This is a genomic window from Pseudoduganella sp. GW821-FHT05F09 (assembly GCF_059419605.1).
This window is the reverse complement of record NZ_JBWKSD010000003.1, coordinates 309,824-328,832: the sequence shown is the minus strand read 5'-3', so window position 1 is coordinate 328,832 and position 19,009 is coordinate 309,824. Positions and strand designations below refer to the sequence as shown.

Here is a 19,009-nt window from a genome sequence, read left to right as displayed (position 1 = left end):
AGCATGGATGACATCGTAAAACAAGCGCTGGCCAAATGGCCCAACGTGCCGCACTGCTACGGCTGGCTGGGCCTGGACGCGCGCGGCAACTGGCGCATGCGCGACGAACGCGCGCAGCACTTCGGCCTGCCGGGCGACAAGCTGGGCAACGCGGCGCTGGTGGGTTTTATCGTGCGCAACTACGCCAGCGACGAGCGCGGCTGCTGGTATTTCCAGAACGGGCCGCAGCGGGTCTATGTGAACCTGGAGACCACGCCGTTTGTGGCGCGCACCGATCCGGCGCAGGGCTGGGTGCTGCACACCGGCGAGGCACTGGGGCAGCCGGACGCGGCGTATCTGACCGAGGATGGCGCGTTGCTGCTGCAGCGTGGCGGCGTGACCGCGCAGCTGGACGACCGCGACGTGGCGCAGGCCATGGCCTTGCTCGAGAGGGATGGCCGCGCCGTGGACGACGAGGCGCTGATGGCCTGGCTGGAGGGCGGCGACGGCGCGCTGACGCTGCGCACGGGCGGCCGCGCGGTAGCGGTGCAGCGCATGCAGCGCGACCGCATCGCCGGGCAATTCGGCTTCATACGCCAGCCGCAGCCGGACGCGCCGGCGTGACGCCCGGCGGCTTACGCACTCCGTGCTAACCCGCCCTAAGGCTCCTTGTACTTATCCCCCATCGCATCCTTGCGCCGCTGCTTGAGCTCGCGCTCGCGCGCATCGATCTGCGCCTGGTCATAGAACGACGCATCGGTCGACTTGCGCGCCAGGTTGAGCTGGTCCAGCGCCGCCAGCGTGCCGCCCTGCAAGGTGTACGACTCCGCCAGCGCCATATGCTGCAAGGCCATCTTGCCCTGCTTGGAATACGCCTTGGCCAGCAAGTCATGCACCTCCGGCTCCTCCTTGTAGAACTGCGCCTGCTCGCGCAGGAAGCGCGCCGCTTCCTCGAGCTGGCCGGACGCAATCATCGCCTCCGCATACTGGTGCGCAATCCCGCGCGACAGCGGAAACTGCTGGTGCGCCGCCGACGCCTCCTTCAACGCCGCCGCGATCAGCGCCGCATTCGACTCCTGCGCCAGCTTGATATCGAGCGACAAGCTGGTGAACACCGTCGGCGCCGTGTCGCGCTGGCCCATGCCGAACACGCCCTTCGGCATGGGCGCCTCGATGGTGGCGCGCGCCTTGTCCAGCCAGCGCTGCGCCGCCACGAAGTCATTCTTCTTGAACATGGCGAACGCCATGCCGTACTGGCCCGCCGTCTTCTGCTGGCGGTTGTCCTGCTCCATCAGGCTCTCAAAATACTGCATCGCCTCGGCCAGCCCCTGCGTGCTCATATCCTGCAGCACCCGCGCGCGCGAACGCACCAGGTAAAAGGCCAGGCTGTCGAGCCGCTGCTTGTAAGGCTGCTCGCGGATGCGGGCCTGGATGTCGGCGATGCGCTCGGTGGTCAAAGGGTGGGTCAGAAGGTAGGCCGGCACCAGGTCGCTGTAGTTGCGGCTGGCCGTCTGCATGCGCTGGAAAAAAGCCACCATGCCGCTGGTGTCGAAGCCCGCCTCGCCCATGATCTGGAAGCCGACCCGGTCCGCCTCGCGCTCGGCGTCGCGGCCGAAATTGAGCTGCCGCTGGATGGCCAGGCCCTGCCCGCCCATCATCACGCCCATAGCCGCGTCCGGGCTGGACTTGGCCGCCAGGATGGCCAGGATCATGGCCGCCAGCGGTATCAGCGCGTCCTGCTTCTGCTGCCCCAGCTGGCGCGCAATATGGCGCTGCGCCACGTGGCCGATCTCGTGCCCCAGCACCGACGCCAGCTCGGACTCGGACTGCGCCGCCAGCAGCAGCGCCGAGTGCACGGCGATAAAACCGCCCGGCAGCGCGAAGGCGTTGAGCTGGCCGTCGCGCACGGCAAAGAAGAAGTAGTTGAAGCCGGCCTCGCCGCGCGCGCCCGGGTGCGCCGTCACCAGCGTGTTGCCCAGCGAGTTCAGGTATTCGAGGATGGGCGCGTCGTCGAGATAATCCTTGTTGCTGCGGATGTCATACATGATCTCCTCGCCCAGCTTGCGCTCGATCAGCGGCGACAGCTCCTGCCGCTCGGTGTCGCCGAGGCTGGGCAGGTTCAGGGGCTTGGACGGCAGCAGCTGCGCCTCGGCCACGCCAATAGGTGCGGCGAACAGCAGGGATGCAGCCAGGGGGAGCAAGCGCGGCAAAAAACGTTTTGATTTCACAATGATATGATACCTGTCGATACCTGCAACTGACTAACTATACCCCAATGACCAGCACTCCCGCCCCAGACCAGCTGACCCACTTCGACACCACGGGCCAGGCCCACATGGTTGACGTCGGCGCCAAACAGGAAACCCACCGCACGGCGGTCGCCAGCGGCAGCATCCGCATGAAGCCGGAGACGCTGGCGATCATTTTAGCGGGAAGCGCGAAGAAAGGTGACGTGCTGGGTATCGCGCGCATCGCCGCCATCATGGGCGCCAAGCGCACCAGCGACCTGGTGCCCCTGTGCCACCCGCTGGCGCTGACCCGCGTGACGGTCGACTTCACCACCGACGAAGCCGCCTCCAGCGTGCACTGCCGCGCGCAGGTGGAAACCTACGGCAAGACCGGCGTGGAAATGGAAGCGCTGACCGCCGTGCAAGTGGGCCTGCTGACCGTGTACGACATGTGCAAAGCCGTCGACCGCGGCATGGTCATGACAGACATCCGCGTAATGGAAAAGCACGGCGGCAAGAGCGGCGACTGGAGCGTGACGAGCTAAACTCCCAGGCCCGCAATGCCCGCTGCTTGGCGAGCATGCGCGCCTTGTGGTGGACAAAGGCTGATTTATTGCAATAGTGTAAAACTTTTACTGCCGGTATATAATTAAATTTATAGACATAGGCACAACAAAAGGGCGCACGAATGAGCAGTGGTACTCCGCCGGGCGAGGTCAAGCCGCAGGAATACGAGTTCGAGCAGATGAACCTGCAGGTGGGTGGCAGGATACAGTTCATCACGCACCGGACCGTGAAGCCTGTGCAGCATTTTTCCACCGTGATCGGCTGGGTGAAGGACGAGTATATGATCGTCAAGGTGCCGTTCGAGAACGGTGCGCCGATTGCCGTCAACGATGGCGACAAGCTGACCATACGCGTGTTTTCCGGCGTGAACGTGTGCTCGTTCGCGGCCATCGTGCAGCGCGTATTCGGACGGCCACTGTTCTATGCGCACCTGTCCTTCCCCGAAAAAATCCAGGGCACCAGCTTGCGCACCGCGATGCGGGTGAGAGTGGATATTCCCGCCCAGCTCAACTGCGATGCGACCGGCAACGTGTCGGTGTTCCTGGTGAACCTGAGCGTGTCGGGCGCGCTGATCGAATCGAAGCGGCCGCTGGAGTCCGGCGATGCAGTGGTGGGACTGTCGTTTACGCTGATCGCGCAGCCGGGCAACCGGCAGGTGCTGGTCAATGCGCAGGCCAGCATCCGCAATATCAACGTGATCAAGCCCGCCACGGCCGACAAGGCCGAAGTGTTCACCTACGGCGTGCAGTTCGTCAACCTCGATCCCACCCACTACACCTTGCTGCAAAACCTCACCTACGAGGCGCTGATCGCCGACCGGCAGAAAATTGTGTAAGCGATGGACGAAAAAAAACCTGGCCGAGGCCAGGTTTTTTGCGACGGCGCCGTAGCGCTGTTAGCTTAAGGAGTTGCTGGAGCAGCGATGTTGTTCTTCAGGATCGCAGCTTTTGCAGCGTCGTTGCTGACGGTGGTGGCAGCAGTCCAGATCATCGTGTTGCCGTTCATGGTTGGGGTGAAGGTGATGGTCTTGCTGTCCACACCGGTACCCAGGCCAGTACCCAGGGTCAGTTCGATTTCACCGGCGCCGGTCACTTTAGCGCTGGCGGTTTCTTTAGTCGCTTTGAAGTCAGCCAATGCTGGCACGCCGTTTTTACCGTTGTTGCAATCAGTCAGCACGCCGCCGGCTTCCTGACCGCACACTGCTACTGCGGTTTTCAGCGAGTCAACGGCGGTGAGGGCGTTGGCCACTTTGGCTTTGGCGGTGTAGTCGCTGTAGGCAGGAATGGCCACTGCTGCCAGGATGCCGATAATGGCCACAACGATCATCAGTTCGATCAGGGTGAAACCGGCTTGTGCTTGTTTCTTCATCATTTTCATGGATTTCATTTTATTGCTCCTCAAGAGGTGAACTGGTTGTTTGGTGCCACACTTGAGTTAGAGCAATTGCTGTGCCAGGCCCTAAAGTGCCCTTTTCAGCCGGATTTCTGCCAATTTTCGTCACTTTTGCTTCTGGGAACTGACGATTTTTGTCAGCTCAGCTGTCAAAGTTTGGCAGCTGACGATTTTTGTCAGGCGGAATCTTGTTTGAATGCCATTTGCGTGCCGCTCAGGTCGAGCACGTCGCCGTCCTGCAGGCGCTGCGCCTGCTTGCCCAGCGGCGCGCCGTTGACGGTGGCGATGGCCTCGCCTTCCGCCTGCGCCACCGAATAGCCGTCCGGCGCACGCGAAATGACGATGACTTGCACGCCCGGCCGGCCCAGCGTGGTGAGCGGCTTGGTCAGCGACAACTGCTTGCCGGCGTTGGCGCCGTTCAGCACTTCAATGCGGCCCAGCACGGCGGCCGGCTGGGGCATGGCTGCGGCTGCAGCCTGCGGCGGCGCAACGGGCGCCGGGCGCGGGGCGGCTACCGGGACGGTGGCGCCCTCGCTGGCCGGGGCAGTGCCGGGGACCGGGCGCACGCCGTCCGCCAGGTATTCAATGCGGTACTTGGCAATCTTGATGCTGTCCTGGTGCTGCAGGAAATGCTTGCCGACGCGCTGGCCGTTGACAAAAGTGCCATTGGTGCTGCGCAGGTCTTCCAGGAAGGATTCGTCGAGGATGGTGGTGATGACGGCGTGCTCGCCGCTGACGGCGGCATGGTTCAGCACGATGTCGTTGCGGCTGCGGCGGCCGATGCTCATGCGCTCCCGGCTCAGCGGGACTTCCTGTTCCACCACGCCGTCGCGCGAAATGATGATCTTCCCCAAATTTGGTCTCCGTGCGTGTTGTGGCTTCCGGCAATAAAAAACGGGGAGCCGCAGCTCCCCGTTATTATTCACTAAAAGCGTGAATTACAGCATTGCTTTCAGCAGACGCGCCATTTCGGACGGGTTCTTGGTGACGGTAATGCCGCAGGCTTCCATGATTTCCAGCTTGGCTTGCGCGGTGTCTGCGCCGCCGGAGATCAGCGCGCCGGCGTGGCCCATGCGCTTGCCCGGAGGAGCGGTTACACCGGCGATGAAGCCGACTACTGGCTTCTTCATGTTGTCCTTGATCCACAGTGCAGCGTTGGCTTCGTCTGGACCGCCGATTTCGCCGATCATGATGACCGCGTCGGTATCAGGATCGTCGTTGAAGGCCTTCATGATGTCGATGTGCTTCAGACCGTTGATCGGGTCGCCGCCGATACCAACTGCCGACGATTGGCCCAGGCCCAGAGCGGTCAGCTGTGCAACTGCTTCATAGGTCAGGGTGCCCGAACGGGAAACCACGCCGATGCGGCCCTTGCGGTGGATGTGGCCTGGCATGATGCCGATCTTGATTTCGTCTGGGGTGATCAGACCTGGGCAGTTAGGGCCCAGCAGCAGGGTTTTCGAGCCGGCTTTAGCCATGCGGTCCTTCAGGGCCATCATGTCGCGGACAGGAATGCCTTCGGTGATGCAAATGGCCAGGTCCATTTCGGCTTCCACGGCTTCCCAGATGGCGGCAGCTGCGCCTGCTGGTGGAACGTAGATCACGGAAACGTTGGCGCCGGTTTCTTTTTTCGCTTCGGTCACGTTAGCGAAAATTGGAATGCCTTCGAAGTCTTCGCCGGCTTTCTTCGGGTTCACGCCTGCGACGAAGGCATTTTTGCCGTTCGCGTATTCGCGGCACATACGGGTGTGGAACTGGCCGGTCTTGCCGGTGATGCCTTGGGTGACGACTTTGGTGTCTTTATTGATCAGAATGGACATGTTGATTCCTTAATTAAGCTTGACCGGCTGCAGCGGCGACGACGCTCTTGGCTGCGTCTTCCATGGTGTCGGCGGCGATGATAGGCAGACCGGATTCGGCCAGCATCTTCTTGCCCAGGTCTTCGTTGGTGCCCTTCATGCGCACCACCAGAGGCACTTTCAGCGAAACGGCTTTCGATGCGGTGATCACGCCTTCGGCGATCACGTCGCAACGCATGATGCCGCCGAAGATGTTCACCAGGATAGCTTTCAGCTCTGGGTTCTTCAGCATGATCTTGAACGCTTCGGTGACTTTCTCGGCAGTTGCGCCGCCGCCCACGTCCAGGAAGTTGGCCGGCTCGCCGCCGAACAGCTTGATGGTGTCCATGGTGGCCATGGCCAGGCCGGCGCCGTTTACCAGGCAGCCGATGTTGCCGTCCAGGGAGATGTAGGCCAGGTCGAATTTCGATGCTTCGACTTCAGCTGGATCTTCTTCGTCCAGGTCGCGGTAGGCGACGATTTCCGGCTGGCGGAACAGGGCGTTGGCGTCGAAGTTGAACTTGGCGTCCAGGGCGATAACCTTGCCCGAACCGGTCAGGATCAGCGGGTTGATTTCGGCCAGCGATGCGTCGGTTTCCCAGTAGGCTTTGTACAGGCCTTGCAGGTTGGTGACGGCGTCGGCGATCGACGCTTCCGGTACGCCGATCTTGGCGGCGATGCCGGCCGCTTCAGCGTCGGTCAGGCCGACGGCTGGATCGATGGCGATGGTGTGGATCAGTTCAGGGTGGGACTCGGCCACTTCTTCAATGTCCATGCCGCCTTCGGAGGAAGCCATCAGGACGACGCGCTGGGTAACACGGTCGGTTACCAGGGATACGTACAGTTCCTTCTTGATGTCCGCGCCTTCTTCGATCAGCAGGCGGCGTACTTTCTGGCCTTCAGGGCTGGTCTGGTGGGTAACCAGCTGCATGCCCATGATCTGGTCAGCGTATTCTTTGACTTGTTCCAGGGACTTGGCTACTTTCACGCCGCCGCCTTTGCCGCGGCCGCCAGCATGGATCTGCGCTTTGACTACCCAAACCGAACCGCCCAGCGTCTCGGCAGCTTTGACTGCTTCGTCTGCGGACAGGCACGGGATACCGCGCGGAACCGTCACTCCGAATTTTCGGAGGATTTCTTTGCCTTGATACTCATGGATTTTCATGCTGGCTTCCCTTTTGATTAAAACTGATGTTGAAAGTTGATATTTAAAAAACGAGGATGGTGCGTGCGCTAGGCCAACTCGGGCTTGCTCGCTACCCAGCGCGGGTAAAACCGGGCAACTGCCCCGCCATCGGTGCGCAGGGCGTGGCATTTGTCGAGCTGGAAAGGCTTTTCATGCGGAACGTCGTCGCTGGCCGCATCGTGCGTCGGCCAGACATCGTTAGCGAAGGCCTGGACTGCCGCCGTTGGCAGGATCTGGGCCAGTTCCGTCAGATGGGTGCACCCGGCGACGCCGTGCAGGCGCTGCTTGAGTTCATGCCGGAACCCCTTCATCAGGTTCAGTCCCACCAGGGCCGCGTAAGCCGGGCCGATGGTGTTGCAGAAACCAGGATAGGGAACCGCGTCAGAAACGGCTTCGGCGGCAACGATGGTCAGTTGGCGGTCTACCGTAATGCGCAAGGAGAGGTCGTGCAGGGGCGTGCCGCCTTCGCGCATGCCGGAGGCGAGCTTGGTGGCGTTAACTTTGATGTCGGTGATACGGGCGTCAAGATCCCATAGGCCATCCTCGCGCGCGAACGCCTGGATGTCTATAGCGCGCGTGTGCCGCAGCGCACGTCGGGAGACTGGAGTTGACAGGGACATAAGACCGATGCCGCTTGCGCGGCAAAAATTAGTAAGCAGCCTTGCACTATTCTCTTAACAAGAATGCACGTTGCCGCAGCTTCTACGGACAACCACCGCACCCGCGGTGCTGCAAAAACCCCAAAAGTGTAGCACACCCCGGCGCGAGTTGCGACGTGGCATATGTTAATTAGCGACTTTTCATGAGCCCGCGCGGGGCGCCGCCATGCTAGCCCGGGGGCTGTTCCCAGCCTTATTTCAGGCTCTCATAGGGAACACTGGGGCCGCTCAGTTCCAGCGTGACCGGACGCGGCCCGGGCTGGTACATGGGCGACGCAAAACTGGCGCGCGCGTCGCTGCCCTGCCACGCCACGGCGCCCAGTTCCAGCACCGAGGCGAACATGCTGGCGTGGCCGACCGGCTTGGCGCGGTTGGCCTGCAAGGCGGCCACCGCCGCCGGGTAAGCCTGGCGGTATGGCGCGTTCATCCACACCAGCAGGGGCACGTGGGTGTCGTAGCGGGTGGGGCCGGGCTGGGCGTGCATGAACAGCTGCCGCTGGTCGTCGAACAGGTTTTCGCCGTGGTCGGACGTAAACACCAGCACTGCCGGGCGCTGCTCGGCCTGCAGCACCGCAATCACGCGGGCCAGGAAGCGGTCTGTCTCGACCACCGTGTTGTCGTAGGAGTTGATGGCCTCGGCCTTGTTCTTCGGCAGCGGATTGCCGACGCCGGCGTCGCTCAGGGTGGGGTGGAACACGCGCGAGGCGCCGCTGTAGCGTTCTTCATAGGGGATGTGGCTGCCTATCATATGCAGCACCAGGAACTGGCGCGGTCCGGCCTGGCGCACGAAGGAGGTGAACATGGGCAGCAGGTTGTCGTCAGTGCGCAGGTGGAAGTCCATGGAGTTGCGGGCATATTCCTGCACCTCGGCGCTGGCGCCGTAGCTGGACTCCTCCTGATTGGACAGCCAGGCGGTGCGGAAACCGGCTTCGCGGAAGGTGGGCACCAGCGTGGCGCGCTGCTGGCCCGCAGCATGGGTGACGATGGCGGGCATGGCCTGGTTGGTCCAGTTGGCGGTGGACGCCACGTCGGTGAAGGACAGCAGTTGCGGCCCCAGCGCGGCCAGTCCGGGCGTGGTGTTGCGCGCGTAGCCGTTGATGCCGAGATGGTCGCTGCGCAGGCTTTCGCCCACCACCAGCACCACCAGCATGGGCGCATCGCCCACGCTGGAACGGCCCTGCACGCTGGCAAAACCGGCCCCGGCGATGGCGCGCTCGTAGCCGGTCACGCGCCAGAGCGAGGCCGCCAGGCCACTGGGGAAAGCCAGGTTGATGGTGGATTGTTCCAGCAGCGGCGGCAGGCGCAGGGCATGGCCCACCGCCTGGCGGGCCACCATGGCCAGCATCACCGGCATCAGGCAGCAGGCCAGCAGGCGCTTGCGCGCCGCCGTGTCCAGCCGCCAGCCAGGGCTGATGGAGAAGGCCAGCCACAGATAGAGCAGCAGGCTGAGCGGCACCAGCCACAGCTTCCAGCCAAAGGAAGCCAGCACTTGCGCGCTCATGGCCAGCCCGGTGTTGAGCGCGGAAGAGAGCAGCGCGTCGCCGGGCACGCTGCCGTAGGCCACGGTCAGATAGCAATAGGGGCCGGCCAGCAGCGCCAGCGGCGTCCACAGGAGGAAATAGCGGCGCACGCCGGGCACCAGCACCAGGGGCGCGGCCAGCAGCAGCAGGGAGAAGGCCAGCAGGGCCAGCGCGTCGTTGGCGCCTTGCACGTGGTCGGTGCTCAGAACGGCCCAGCTGGGCAGCCATAGCCAGGCCGCCAGCAGCAGGGCCTTCAGCGCGTCGCTAGGCATCACCGCCGTCGAGGCCGTCCAGCTCGTCGAGGTCCACGCCTTTCATGGCGGCCTGGATGGCGCGCTGGGAGAAGCCGCGCTGCAGCAGGAAGCGCATTTGCTTGCTGCGCTCCTGGGCGTCCTGCGGCAGGGAGCCGAATTTGCGGCGCCAGACTTCGCAGCAGCGCGCGGTTTCGTCTTCGGCCAGGCCGGCTTTCAGTTCGCTCAGCGCTTCGCCCTTGATGCCGTGCTGTTGCAGCTCGGCCACAATGCGGCTGTTGCCGTAGCGGGAGGCGCGGCGGTGTATCAGGGATTCGGAGAAACGTTCTTCGGATAGCCAGTTGTTTTTTTCGAGGAAGTCGAGCAGGGCGTCGATGTCGTCGCCCTCCTCCGCGTGGCGCGCCAGCTTGCGCGCCAGCTCCATGCGGCTGTGCTCGCGTGCCGACAGCAGGCGCAATGCGCGTGCTTTCAGGCTGATGGGAGGCATGGGCATGGTGGAGTTCGTTGGTGCGCCGCTTGGCGGGCTACGCGGCGTTGCCGCTAACCCGCCGCGCAAGCAGCTTACTCGACAGCTTTGAGCTTGGGCGCCGGCTCGGTGCTCAGGGCTGGCAGCGCGCGCACACCCAGGGAGGCGCGCACTTTGTTTTCGATTTCGTGCGCCAGCTCGGGACGCTCAACCAGGTAGGTGCGGGCGTTGTCCTTGCCCTGGCCGATGCGCTCGCCGTTGTAGCTGTACCAGCTGCCGGACTTCTCGACGATTTTCGCTTCCACGCCCAGGTCGATGATCTCGCCTTCGCGCGAGGTGCCGGCGCCGTACAGGATGTCGAAGTGCGCTTCCTTGAACGGCGGCGCGATCTTGTTCTTGACGACCTTGACCTTGGTTTCGTTGCCGATCACCTCGTCGCCCGACTTGATGGAGCCGGTGCGGCGGATGTCCAGGCGCACGGAGGCGTAGAACTTCAGCGCATTGCCGCCGGTGGTGGTTTCCGGCGAACCGAACATCACGCCGATCTTCATGCGGATCTGGTTGATGAAGATGACCAGGGTGTTGGTGCGGTTGATGGAGCCGGTCAGCTTGCGCAGCGCCTGGGACATCAAACGGGCTTGCAGGCCCGGCAGCGAATCGCCCATGTCGCCTTCGATCTCGGCGCGCGGCGTCAGCGCGGCGACGGAGTCGACCACCACCATGTCCACGGAACCGGAGCGCACCAGCGCGTCGCAGATTTCCAGCGCCTGTTCACCGGTGTCCGGCTGCGAAATGAGCAGCTCGTGCAGGTTCACTCCCAGCTTTTGCGCATAGCCCACGTCCAGCGCGTGCTCGGCGTCGATAAAGGCGCAGGTGCCGCCCAGTTTCTGCATCTCGGCGATGGTCTGCAGGGTCAGCGTGGTTTTACCCGACGATTCCGGACCGTAGATTTCCACCACGCGGCCGCGCGGCAGGCCGCCTACGCCCAGCGCGATGTCCAGGCCCAGCGAGCCGGTGGAGACCACTTGCACTTCTTCGATCGGCGCGCTGGCGTCCATGCGCATGACGGAACCCTTGCCGAACTGCTTTTCAATTTGTGCCAGTGCTGCTGCGAGCGCCTTGGCTTTTTCGCCTGCGGGTACTGCGCCTTTTTTGTCGTCCATGATGATCTTTCGGCAAGTGGTTTAGTCGATTCAGGTGGTACTGTATAAAAAACCAGTGCTTTTTGCAAGCATTGTTTTCAATCGGGTTTGAGGCGGATCAAAAGCTGGCTCCCTTGAGTAAAATGAAACACAATGGATGCTTCTGCAACCGGGTGACATTATGCGTATTTTACTTGCCGAAGACGACAGCGTCCTGGCCGACGGGCTGACCCGCTCGCTGCGCCAGTCCGGCTATGCGATCGATTATGTGAAGAACGGCCAGGAGGCGGACACCGCCCTGTCCACCCAGGAATTCGACCTGCTGATACTGGACCTGGGCCTGCCCAAGCTGTCCGGGCTGGAGGTGCTGCGTCGCCTGCGCGCGCGCTCCTCGCTGCTGCCGGTGCTGATACTGACGGCGGCCGACTCCATCGAGCAGCGCGTGAACGGCCTGGACCTGGGCGCGGACGACTATATGGCCAAGCCCTTCGCGCTGTCCGAGCTGGAGGCGCGGGTGCGCGCGCTCACGCGGCGCGGCCAGGGCGGCGGCGCCGCCATCATCAAGCACGGCCCGCTGAGCTACGACCAGGTGGGCCGCAGCGCCTATATCAACGACCAGATGCTGGACCTGTCGGCGCGCGAGCTGGGCCTGCTCGAGGTGCTGCTGGCGCGCACCGGGCGGCTGGTGTCCAAGGAGCAGCTGGTGGACCACCTGTGCGAGTGGGGCGAGGAGGTGAGCAACAACGCCATCGAAGTCTATGTGCACCGGCTGCGCAAGAAGATCGAAGTGGGCGGCGTGCGCATCGCGACGGTGCGCGGGCTGGGCTACTGCCTGGAGAAATTCAGCGACACGCCGCGCGGCGGCGAAGCCAAGTAAGCCGTGGGCGAGCGCGAGGCCGGAGCCGCCAGCCAGCAGGACCAGGACGACCTGTCCTGGCAGGAGCCGGCCGGCGCCGTCAAGGAGGACGACATCCAGCACTCGCTGTTCGGCGAGATCCTGGACTGGATGCTGGCCCCGCTGCTGCTGCTGTGGCCGATGAGCATCGCCATCACCTACCTGGTGGCCAAGTCCATCGCCAACCAGCCCTTCGACCATGCGCTGGAAGACAGCGTGACCGTGCTGGCGCAGCAGATCCATGAAGTGAACGGCAAGCTGGCGCCGCGCCTGCCCGGCTCGGCGCGCGACATCCTGCGCGCCGACGACGTGGACAGCGTGTACTTCCAGATCGCCGGCCCCGACGGCGCCTACGTGGACGGCGACCGCGAGCTGGCCGCGCCACAGGAGGAGGACAGGGCCAAGCCCGGCCTGGTGCAATTCCGCAACGGCAATATGCACGGCACGCCCATCCGCATCGCCTATTCCTGGGTGGCGCTGGAGGACCAGGGCGCAGAAGAATCGCGCGTGGCGCTGGTGCAGGTGGCCGAGACACTGGAAAAGCGCGCCAAGCTGGCCAATGAAATCATCAAGGGCGTGATCCTGCCGCAGTTCATCGTGCTGCCCATCGTGCTAGCCCTGGTGTGGTTCGCGCTGGCGCGGGGCCTGTCGCCGCTGGCCCAGCTGCAGGAGCGCATCCGCGCGCGCAGCTCGGACGACCTGAGCCCCATCGATTCGCGCCAGGTGCCGGAGGAGATCACGCCGCTGGTGCGCTCGCTCAACGAGATGCTGGCCCGGCTGTCGCTGTCGATCGAGATGCAGAAGCGCTTCATCGCCGACGCCGCGCACCAGATGAAAACCCCGCTGGCGGGCATGCGCATGCAGTCCGAGCTGGCCCTGCGCCAGACCGACCAGGGCGAAATCCACCGCTCGCTGGAGCAGTTGGCGAAAAGCTCGGAGTCGGCCACGCGGCTGGTGAACCAGCTGCTGGCCCTGGCGCGCGCCGAGAACCAGCCGCAGGCCGGCGCCGCGCTGCTGCCGGTGGACCTGGCCGAGCTGGCGCGCAGCGCCGTGCGCGACTGGGTGCCGGCCTCCTTCAATTACCGCATCGACCTGGGCTTCGAGGCGCCGGCCACGGGCGAGGTGCCGATCGAGGGCAACCCGACCATGCTGCGCGAAATGCTGTCCAACCTGATCGACAACGCGCTGCGCTACACGCCGGCCGGCGGCGCCGTCACCGTGCGCGTGCGGCGCTCCGAGCACGAGGGCGTGGTGGAGGTGGAAGACACCGGCCCCGGCATTCCGCCGGCCGAGCGCAGCCACGTGTTCGAGCGCTTCTACCGCATCCTCGGCAGCAGCGCCGAGGGCAGCGGACTGGGCCTGGCCATCGTGCGCGAGATCGCGCAGCAGCACGGCGCCGACATCGACATTTTCAGCAACCCGCGCAGCAACAACGCCAAGCTGCCCGGCAGCTTGTTCCGCCTGATCTTCCCGCTGCGCGCGCCGGACGACGAAGCGCCAGCAGACGAGCCCCATTATGGATGACACCACCAGCACCGCCGCCGCCGGCCAGGCCAGCGCCGCCGCAAGCACGGCGGCGGCGCTGCGCGCGCGCCGCGAGCAGCACTGGCGCAAGACGCGCCGCCTCACCGCCACCCTGCTGCTGCTGTGGCTGGCCACCAGCTTCTGCGCCGTTTTCTTCGCGCGCGAACTGGCCGGGCTGATGCTGTTCGGCTGGCCGCTGTCCTTCTACCTGGCGGCGCAGGGCGCCTCGCTGGTCTACCTGGCCATCATAGGCGGCTACGCCTGGCGCATGCGCCGGCTCGACCAGCAGTTTGCCGCCATGCAGGGAGGCCAGGCATGAACGCCAAGCCCAGCTACTTCCGGCGCCTGTCGCGCTACTACCTGCTGTTCTCGGCCGGCTTCGCCGGCTTCCTGATCGCGCTGTCCATGCTGGAAAAGGAAGGCATGCCGCGCGTGTGGATAGGCTATCTGTTCATGCTGGCCACCATCACGCTGTACGCCGCCATCGGCCTGGTCAGCCGCACCTCCAACGTGGCCGAGTACTACGTGGCGGGGCGGCGCGTGCCGGCCATGTTCAACGGCATGGCCACCGCCGCCGACTGGATCTCGGCGGCCAGCTTCATCAGCCTGGCCGGCACGCTCTACCTGCACGGCTTCGACGGCCTGGCCTACATCATGGGCTGGACCGGCGGCTACTGCCTGGTGGCGCTGCTGATCGCGCCCTATCTGCGCAAGTTCAGCCAGTACACCATCCCCGACTTCCTGGCCGCGCGCTACGGCGGCCCGCACCACGGGCGCTACGTGCGCATCATGGCGGTGGCGGCCACCATCATCATCTCCTTCATCTACGTGGTGGCGCAGATCTACGCGGTGGGCCTGATCGCCTCGCGCTTCACCGGCGTGGATTTCTCGGTCGGCATTTTCCTCGGCCTGGCCTCCATCCTGGTGTGCTCGTTCCTGGGCGGCATGCGCGCCATCACCTGGACCCAGGTGGCGCAATACATCATCATCCTGGTGGCCTTCCTGCTGCCGGCCATGTGGCTGTCGGCCAAGCACAGCGGCAACCCCATTCCGCAGGTGGCCTACGGCAAGCTGCTGCCCACGCTGGGCGCGCGCGAAGCCAGCCTGGCGCACGACCCGAAGGAGCAGGAGGTGCGCGCCATCTTCCGCCAGCGCGCCGACGACTACGGCCAGAAGCTCGACGCCCTGCCCGCCAGCTGGGACGCCGGCCGCATCGACGCGCAGCGCCGGCTGGACGCGGTCAAGCAGCGCAACGCCACGCTGCTCGACATCCGCGCGGCCGAAAAAGCCCTGATCAACTATCCGAAGACCGTGGAGGAAGCGGCCGCCGCCTGGGAAGACGCGCGCGCCTACAACCTGCGCCGCGCCGCCGCTCCCGCGCCGCACGCCGAGCCCTTCGTGGCGCCGGACCCGGCGCAGTCCGACCAGAAGCGCAACAACTTCCTGGCGTTGGTGTTCTGCCTGATGGTGGGCACGGCGGCCCTGCCGCACATCCTGATGCGCTCCTACACCACGCCGTCGGTGCATGAAACCCGGGTGTCGGTGTTCTGGACGCTGTTCTTCATCCTGCTGATCTACCTGACCATCCCGGCGCTGGCGGTGCTGGTGAAGTTCGACGTCTACACCGCGCTGGTGGGCAGCGACTTCTCGCGCCTGCCCACCTGGGTGTCGTACTGGGCCAATGTGGACAAGCTGCATCCGCTGATCAGCATCGTGGACGTGAACCACGACGGCCTGGTGCAGCTGGCCGAAATCGCCATCGACGGCGACGTGCTGGTGCTGGCCACGCCGGAGATCGCGGGCCTGCCCTATGTGATTTCCGGCCTGGTGGCGGCGGGCGGCCTGGCCGCCGCGCTGTCCACGGCGGACGGCCTGCTGCTGGCCATCTCCAACGCGCTGTCGCACGACATCTACTACCGCATCGTCGACCCCAGCGCCTCCACGCAAAAGCGCGTGACCATCTCCAAGCTGCTGCTGCTGGCGGTGGCCTTCATTGCCGCCTACGCCGCGTCCACCAAGCCGGCCGACATCCTGTCGCTGGTGAGCGCCGCCTTCTCGCTGGCCGGCTCCACGCTGTTCCCGGCGCTGGTGCTGGGCGTGTTCTGGCCGCGCGCCAACCGCCACGGCGCGGTGGCCGGCATGGTGGCCGGCTTCGGCGTGTGCCTGTACTACATGGTGCACGCCAACCCCATCCTCGGCGGCAGCGCGGCCGGGCAGTGGTTCCATATCGCGCCGGTCTCGGCCGGCATCTTCGGCGTGCCGGCCGGCATGCTGGTGATGGCCGTGGTCAGCCTGCTGACGCCCGCGCCGGGACGCGACACCGCCGCGCTGCTGGCCCACGTCCGCGCGCCGGAATAGCACCATCCTGCTAGTCGTTCGCGTTGTAGATCGCCGCTTCGACAAGTTCCCGTGGACGCAGCAGCGGAACCTTGTAGTCGAACTCGATAATCGCGTCGTTGCCCCACTGCTCACTCGCGATGGGCATCCGGTACATGTGGTTCTTGGGATCATCGTTGGCTTGCAAGGGCGCGCGCCGGCTCCCCTCGACTATCCACGCGCCGCTGGTAGCGGCCCAAGGCCGGTGCCAAATTATCTTGCTGGGCCGCTTGCAGCGGTTCCAGCGCCCCGTCCCCCGGCATTGGGGGTCGTATTGCACCGGATCGTCAAACATCGCAATGGCGGCGTTGATTTCATATCGCAGGCGAAGGTCCCCCAGGCGCAGCTTTTCAGGCGATACCGTGCGGGTGTGCACGAGTAGCCCAATACGCAAGGGGCCTCCCTTGAAATTGCTTACCAGGTCAGCCTCGCCTTCAAGACCGGGCAACAGCGGCAGTGTGAACAACTCGCCATGCTCAAGGCGTATCGGGAATTCCTGCCCTTGCTCCGTGCGCACACGCAGCGCGAAATTGGGCGGGAGCTTCATTCCCGCCGGCGGCATCACCGCGAAGCTGAATACCGCGTCGGGCGCGAGGGATTTGTATTTTTCGTAGGCCGAGACAGCCGCACGCATGGCGCCGTAGCTCTTCCAGGGTACGGCCCGCAAACCGGTCACGCGGACCAGGAACAGGGCTTCCCCGGCCTGGCCCTGGCTTTCCGCGAGTGGATGCTGCGGCTCCTGTCCCAACGCGGGAGACTGGCCAAGCGCTAGCCACATCAGGACCACGGCGCCATGCCCATATGCATTTCTACGCAAAGTTCCCTCCGGGACCGCCAAGTTTTAATTAATCAAAATAGAGTAACTCAACCGCCATGCTAGGCAAACCCAAAGACAAATGTTATTGTAGGGCAATTGATTAATTTGCAATTGTTCTTTTCGCCTATTTAACATTCATATGACCACTTCCCTGCCCCTGCGCAACGCCCTCGCCTGCCTCGTTTCCGCCCTGCTGGGCGCTGCCTGCATCGCCCCGGTCCACGCCGCCGCGCCGCCCGCCGGGCACTTCTTCGACAACCCCGCGTTCAGCGATCCCAAACTGTCGCCGGACGGCAAATACGTGGCCTTCAAGGGCAGCGTTGGCGGTGGCCGCACCGCGCTGTACGCGCTCGACCTGGCCAGCCGCAGCATCAAGGGCGTGGCCCAGTTCGGCGACGTGGACATTGACAACTTCGAGTGGGTCAACCACGAACGCCTGGTGTTCGACACGCGCGACAGCAAGGCGCCCGTCGGCGACCGCACCAACGCCCCCGGCATGTTCGCCGCCAATGTGGACGGCAGCGGCTACCGCATGCTGGTGGACCGCAGCTACACACCCGCCTCCGAGACGGGCAGCATGATCAAGCAGCGTTCGCTGCCCTACAACACCTTCCTGCTGGACCAGCAGGGCGCGCAGGACAGCGAATCGATCTATGTGCGCCGCGCCGAGTGGAACGAGGCCACCTGGGACCTGGAAAACTTCGACCTGCTGCGCCTGAACACCCTCACCGGCAAGGCGGACGTGGTGCAGCGCCCGGCCAAGGTGCTGGACTGGCTGCTGGACGCGGACGGCACGCCGCGCATTGCCATGTCGGACAAGGATGGCACCTCCAGCGTGCACCTGCTCGACCCCGCCACCAAGGCCTGGCGCCAGCTGGCCAGCTTCCCGTCCTACGGCAACGCGCCCAATGCCTTCTGGCCGGTGGGCATGAGTTCGGAAGGCAAGCTGTACGTGAGCAGCCGCGCCGGCAAGGACAAGGACGCGCTCTATCTCTACGACACGGCCAAGGGCCAGCTCGCCGCCGAGCCGGTGGTGTCGCTGGCGGACTACGACTATGAAGGCGAGATGATCTACAGCGGCGGCAAGATCGTCGGCCTGGAAGTGCTGTCGGACGCGCGCAGCACGGTGTGGCTGGACGAGCGCATGAAGGCGGTGCAGAAGATCGTCGACGCCAAGCTGCAAGGCACGGTCAACCTGGTGCGCCCGGCGCTGCGCCCGGCCACGCCGTGGATGCTGGTGACCGCGTATTCGGACCGCCAGCCCAAAACCTACTACCTCTACAACGCCGACACGCAGGAGCTGGGCAAGCTGGGCGCCGCGCACGCCAATATCGACCCGGCCGCCATGGGCCAGCAGGACATGGTGCAGATCAAGGCGCGCGACGGCCTGACCATACCCGCCTGGCTGACCTTGCCCAGCGGCGCGGGCAAGAAGCTGCCCATGGTGGTGCTGGTGCACGGCGGGCCCTTCCTGCGCGGCTCCGAATGGGGCTGGGACGCGCAGGCGCAGTTCCTGGCCTCGCGCGGCTACGCGGTGCTGCAGCCGGAATTCCGCGGCAGCACCGGCTTTGGCGCGCGCCACTTCCGCGCCGGCTGGAAGCAATGGGGCCTGGCCATGCAGGACGACATCGCCGACGCGGCCAAATGGGCCATCGCGCAGGGCTACGCCGATCCGCAGCGCATCTGCATCGCCGGCGCCAGCTACGGCGGCTACGCCACCTTGATGGGCCTGGCACGCAATCCCGAGCTGTTCAAATGCGGCGTGGAATGGGCGGGCGTGACCGACCTGGCGCTGATGTACAAGGACCACTGGAGCTTCCAGTCCGACATGAGCGCCCAGTGGAAGCAATACGGCCTGCCGCAGCTGGTGGGCGATCCGGTGCAGGACGCGCAGCAGCTGGCCGACACCTCCCCGGTCAACCTGGCCGCGCGCATCAAGCAGCCGCTGCTGATGGCCTACGGCGACGAGGACCGCCGCGTGCCGATCCCGCACGGGCGCAGCTTCTACGCGGCCGTCAAGGCCCACAACCCGGATGTGGAACTGGTGGTCTACCAGGGCGAAGGCCACGGCTGGTCGCTGCCGAAGAACCGCATCGACTTCTGGACGCGGGTGGAGAAGTTCCTGAACCGCCACATCGGCGCGCAACCTTGAGACACCTCACTGGAGCA

The 19,009-nt window shown here is 64.8% G+C and carries 18 protein-coding genes; 8 read left to right on the top strand and 10 right to left on the bottom strand.

The annotated features are described in order from the left end of the window. The first annotated feature begins 3 nt into the window (after positions 1-3). Positions 4-603 carry a DUF2946 family protein gene (locus AC07S4_RS11305; RefSeq protein WP_494986740.1) on the top strand — a complete coding sequence of 200 codons (600 nt, stop codon included), beginning with the start codon at positions 4-6 and terminating at the stop codon, positions 601-603. 35 nt (positions 604-638) lie between these two features. On the opposite strand, the gene AC07S4_RS11300 is transcribed toward AC07S4_RS11305, so the two are convergent. Then, positions 639-2,180, bottom strand: a complete 1,542-nt coding sequence (locus tag AC07S4_RS11300; protein WP_494987135.1) for a beta-barrel assembly-enhancing protease — start codon at positions 2,178-2,180, stop codon at positions 639-641. A gap of 74 nt (positions 2,181-2,254) precedes the next feature. On the opposite strand from AC07S4_RS11300, the gene moaC reads away from it, so the two are divergent. Continuing rightward, a complete protein-coding gene (gene moaC, locus AC07S4_RS11295; RefSeq protein ID WP_494986739.1) occupies positions 2,255-2,752 on the top strand; it encodes a cyclic pyranopterin monophosphate synthase MoaC in 498 nt (165 codons plus the stop codon). Between the two features lie 143 nt (positions 2,753-2,895). Beyond that, positions 2,896-3,609, top strand: coding sequence for a flagellar brake protein (locus AC07S4_RS11290; RefSeq protein WP_494986738.1), 714 nt, complete (start codon positions 2,896-2,898; stop codon positions 3,607-3,609). 65 nt (positions 3,610-3,674) lie between these two features. Here AC07S4_RS11290 and AC07S4_RS11285 read toward each other — a convergent pair whose 3' ends face one another. The 8 genes from AC07S4_RS11285 to recA form a co-directional block, all read right to left on the bottom strand. Next, a complete protein-coding gene (locus AC07S4_RS11285) occupies positions 3,675-4,160 on the bottom strand; it encodes a pilin (RefSeq protein ID WP_494986737.1) in 486 nt (161 codons plus the stop codon). 182 nt (positions 4,161-4,342) lie between these two features. Beyond that, positions 4,343-5,020: an FHA domain-containing protein gene (locus AC07S4_RS11280; protein WP_494986736.1), complete on the bottom strand. Its 678-nt coding sequence runs from the start codon at positions 5,018-5,020 to the stop codon at positions 4,343-4,345. A gap of 84 nt (positions 5,021-5,104) precedes the next feature. Next, the gene (gene sucD, locus AC07S4_RS11275) at positions 5,105-5,986 is read right to left on the bottom strand and encodes a succinate--CoA ligase subunit alpha (protein WP_161070841.1); all 882 of its coding nucleotides are present in this window, start codon (positions 5,984-5,986) and stop codon (positions 5,105-5,107) included. 13 nt (positions 5,987-5,999) lie between these two features. Continuing rightward, positions 6,000-7,169: an ADP-forming succinate--CoA ligase subunit beta gene (gene sucC, locus AC07S4_RS11270; RefSeq protein ID WP_494986735.1), complete on the bottom strand. Its 1,170-nt coding sequence runs from the start codon at positions 7,167-7,169 to the stop codon at positions 6,000-6,002. A 68-nt stretch (positions 7,170-7,237) separates the two neighbouring features. Continuing rightward, positions 7,238-7,810: a DUF2889 domain-containing protein gene (locus AC07S4_RS11265; RefSeq protein WP_494986734.1), complete on the bottom strand. Its 573-nt coding sequence runs from the start codon at positions 7,808-7,810 to the stop codon at positions 7,238-7,240. A 232-nt stretch (positions 7,811-8,042) separates the two neighbouring features. Continuing rightward, positions 8,043-9,641, bottom strand: a complete 1,599-nt coding sequence (locus AC07S4_RS11260; protein WP_494986733.1) for a phosphoethanolamine transferase — start codon at positions 9,639-9,641, stop codon at positions 8,043-8,045. Then, a complete protein-coding gene (gene recX, locus AC07S4_RS11255; RefSeq protein ID WP_494986732.1) occupies positions 9,634-10,113 on the bottom strand; it encodes a recombination regulator RecX in 480 nt (159 codons plus the stop codon). Before recX ends, AC07S4_RS11260 begins: the two co-directional genes overlap by 8 nt. Before the next feature lie 68 nt (positions 10,114-10,181). Beyond that, on the bottom strand, positions 10,182-11,249 hold the full coding sequence (gene recA, locus AC07S4_RS11250) for a recombinase RecA (protein ID WP_494986731.1): 1,068 nt from the start codon (positions 11,247-11,249) through the stop codon (positions 10,182-10,184). Between the two features lie 160 nt (positions 11,250-11,409). Between recA and AC07S4_RS11245 the strand changes: the two genes are divergently transcribed. The 4 genes from AC07S4_RS11245 to AC07S4_RS11230 are packed head-to-tail and all read left to right on the top strand — an operon-like array spanning position 11,410 to position 16,005. Continuing rightward, entirely contained in the window at positions 11,410-12,105 is a 696-nt protein-coding gene (locus tag AC07S4_RS11245) for a response regulator (protein ID WP_494986730.1), read from the top strand. A 3-nt stretch (positions 12,106-12,108) separates the two neighbouring features. Beyond that, on the top strand, positions 12,109-13,647 hold the full coding sequence (locus AC07S4_RS11240; protein WP_494986729.1) for a sensor histidine kinase N-terminal domain-containing protein: 1,539 nt from the start codon (positions 12,109-12,111) through the stop codon (positions 13,645-13,647). Then, positions 13,640-13,966, top strand: a complete 327-nt coding sequence (locus tag AC07S4_RS11235) for a DUF4212 domain-containing protein (RefSeq protein WP_494986728.1) — start codon at positions 13,640-13,642, stop codon at positions 13,964-13,966. Before AC07S4_RS11240 ends, AC07S4_RS11235 begins: the two co-directional genes overlap by 8 nt. Beyond that, positions 13,963-16,005 (top strand): sodium:solute symporter family protein, encoded by a 2,043-nt coding sequence (locus AC07S4_RS11230; RefSeq protein WP_494986727.1) that lies wholly within the window; start codon positions 13,963-13,965, stop codon positions 16,003-16,005. The genes AC07S4_RS11235 and AC07S4_RS11230 overlap by 4 nt, the downstream gene beginning before the upstream one ends. Before the next feature lie 10 nt (positions 16,006-16,015). Here the strand turns inward: AC07S4_RS11230 and AC07S4_RS11225 are convergent, their stop codons facing one another. Then, positions 16,016-16,810 carry a hypothetical protein gene (locus AC07S4_RS11225; RefSeq protein WP_494986726.1) on the bottom strand — a complete coding sequence of 265 codons (795 nt, stop codon included), beginning with the start codon at positions 16,808-16,810 and terminating at the stop codon, positions 16,016-16,018. A 169-nt stretch (positions 16,811-16,979) separates the two neighbouring features. On the opposite strand from AC07S4_RS11225, the gene AC07S4_RS11220 reads away from it, so the two are divergent. Further along, positions 16,980-18,992 carry a S9 family peptidase gene (locus AC07S4_RS11220; RefSeq protein WP_494986725.1) on the top strand — a complete coding sequence of 671 codons (2,013 nt, stop codon included), beginning with the start codon at positions 16,980-16,982 and terminating at the stop codon, positions 18,990-18,992. Positions 18,993-19,009: the final 17 nt, after the last annotated feature.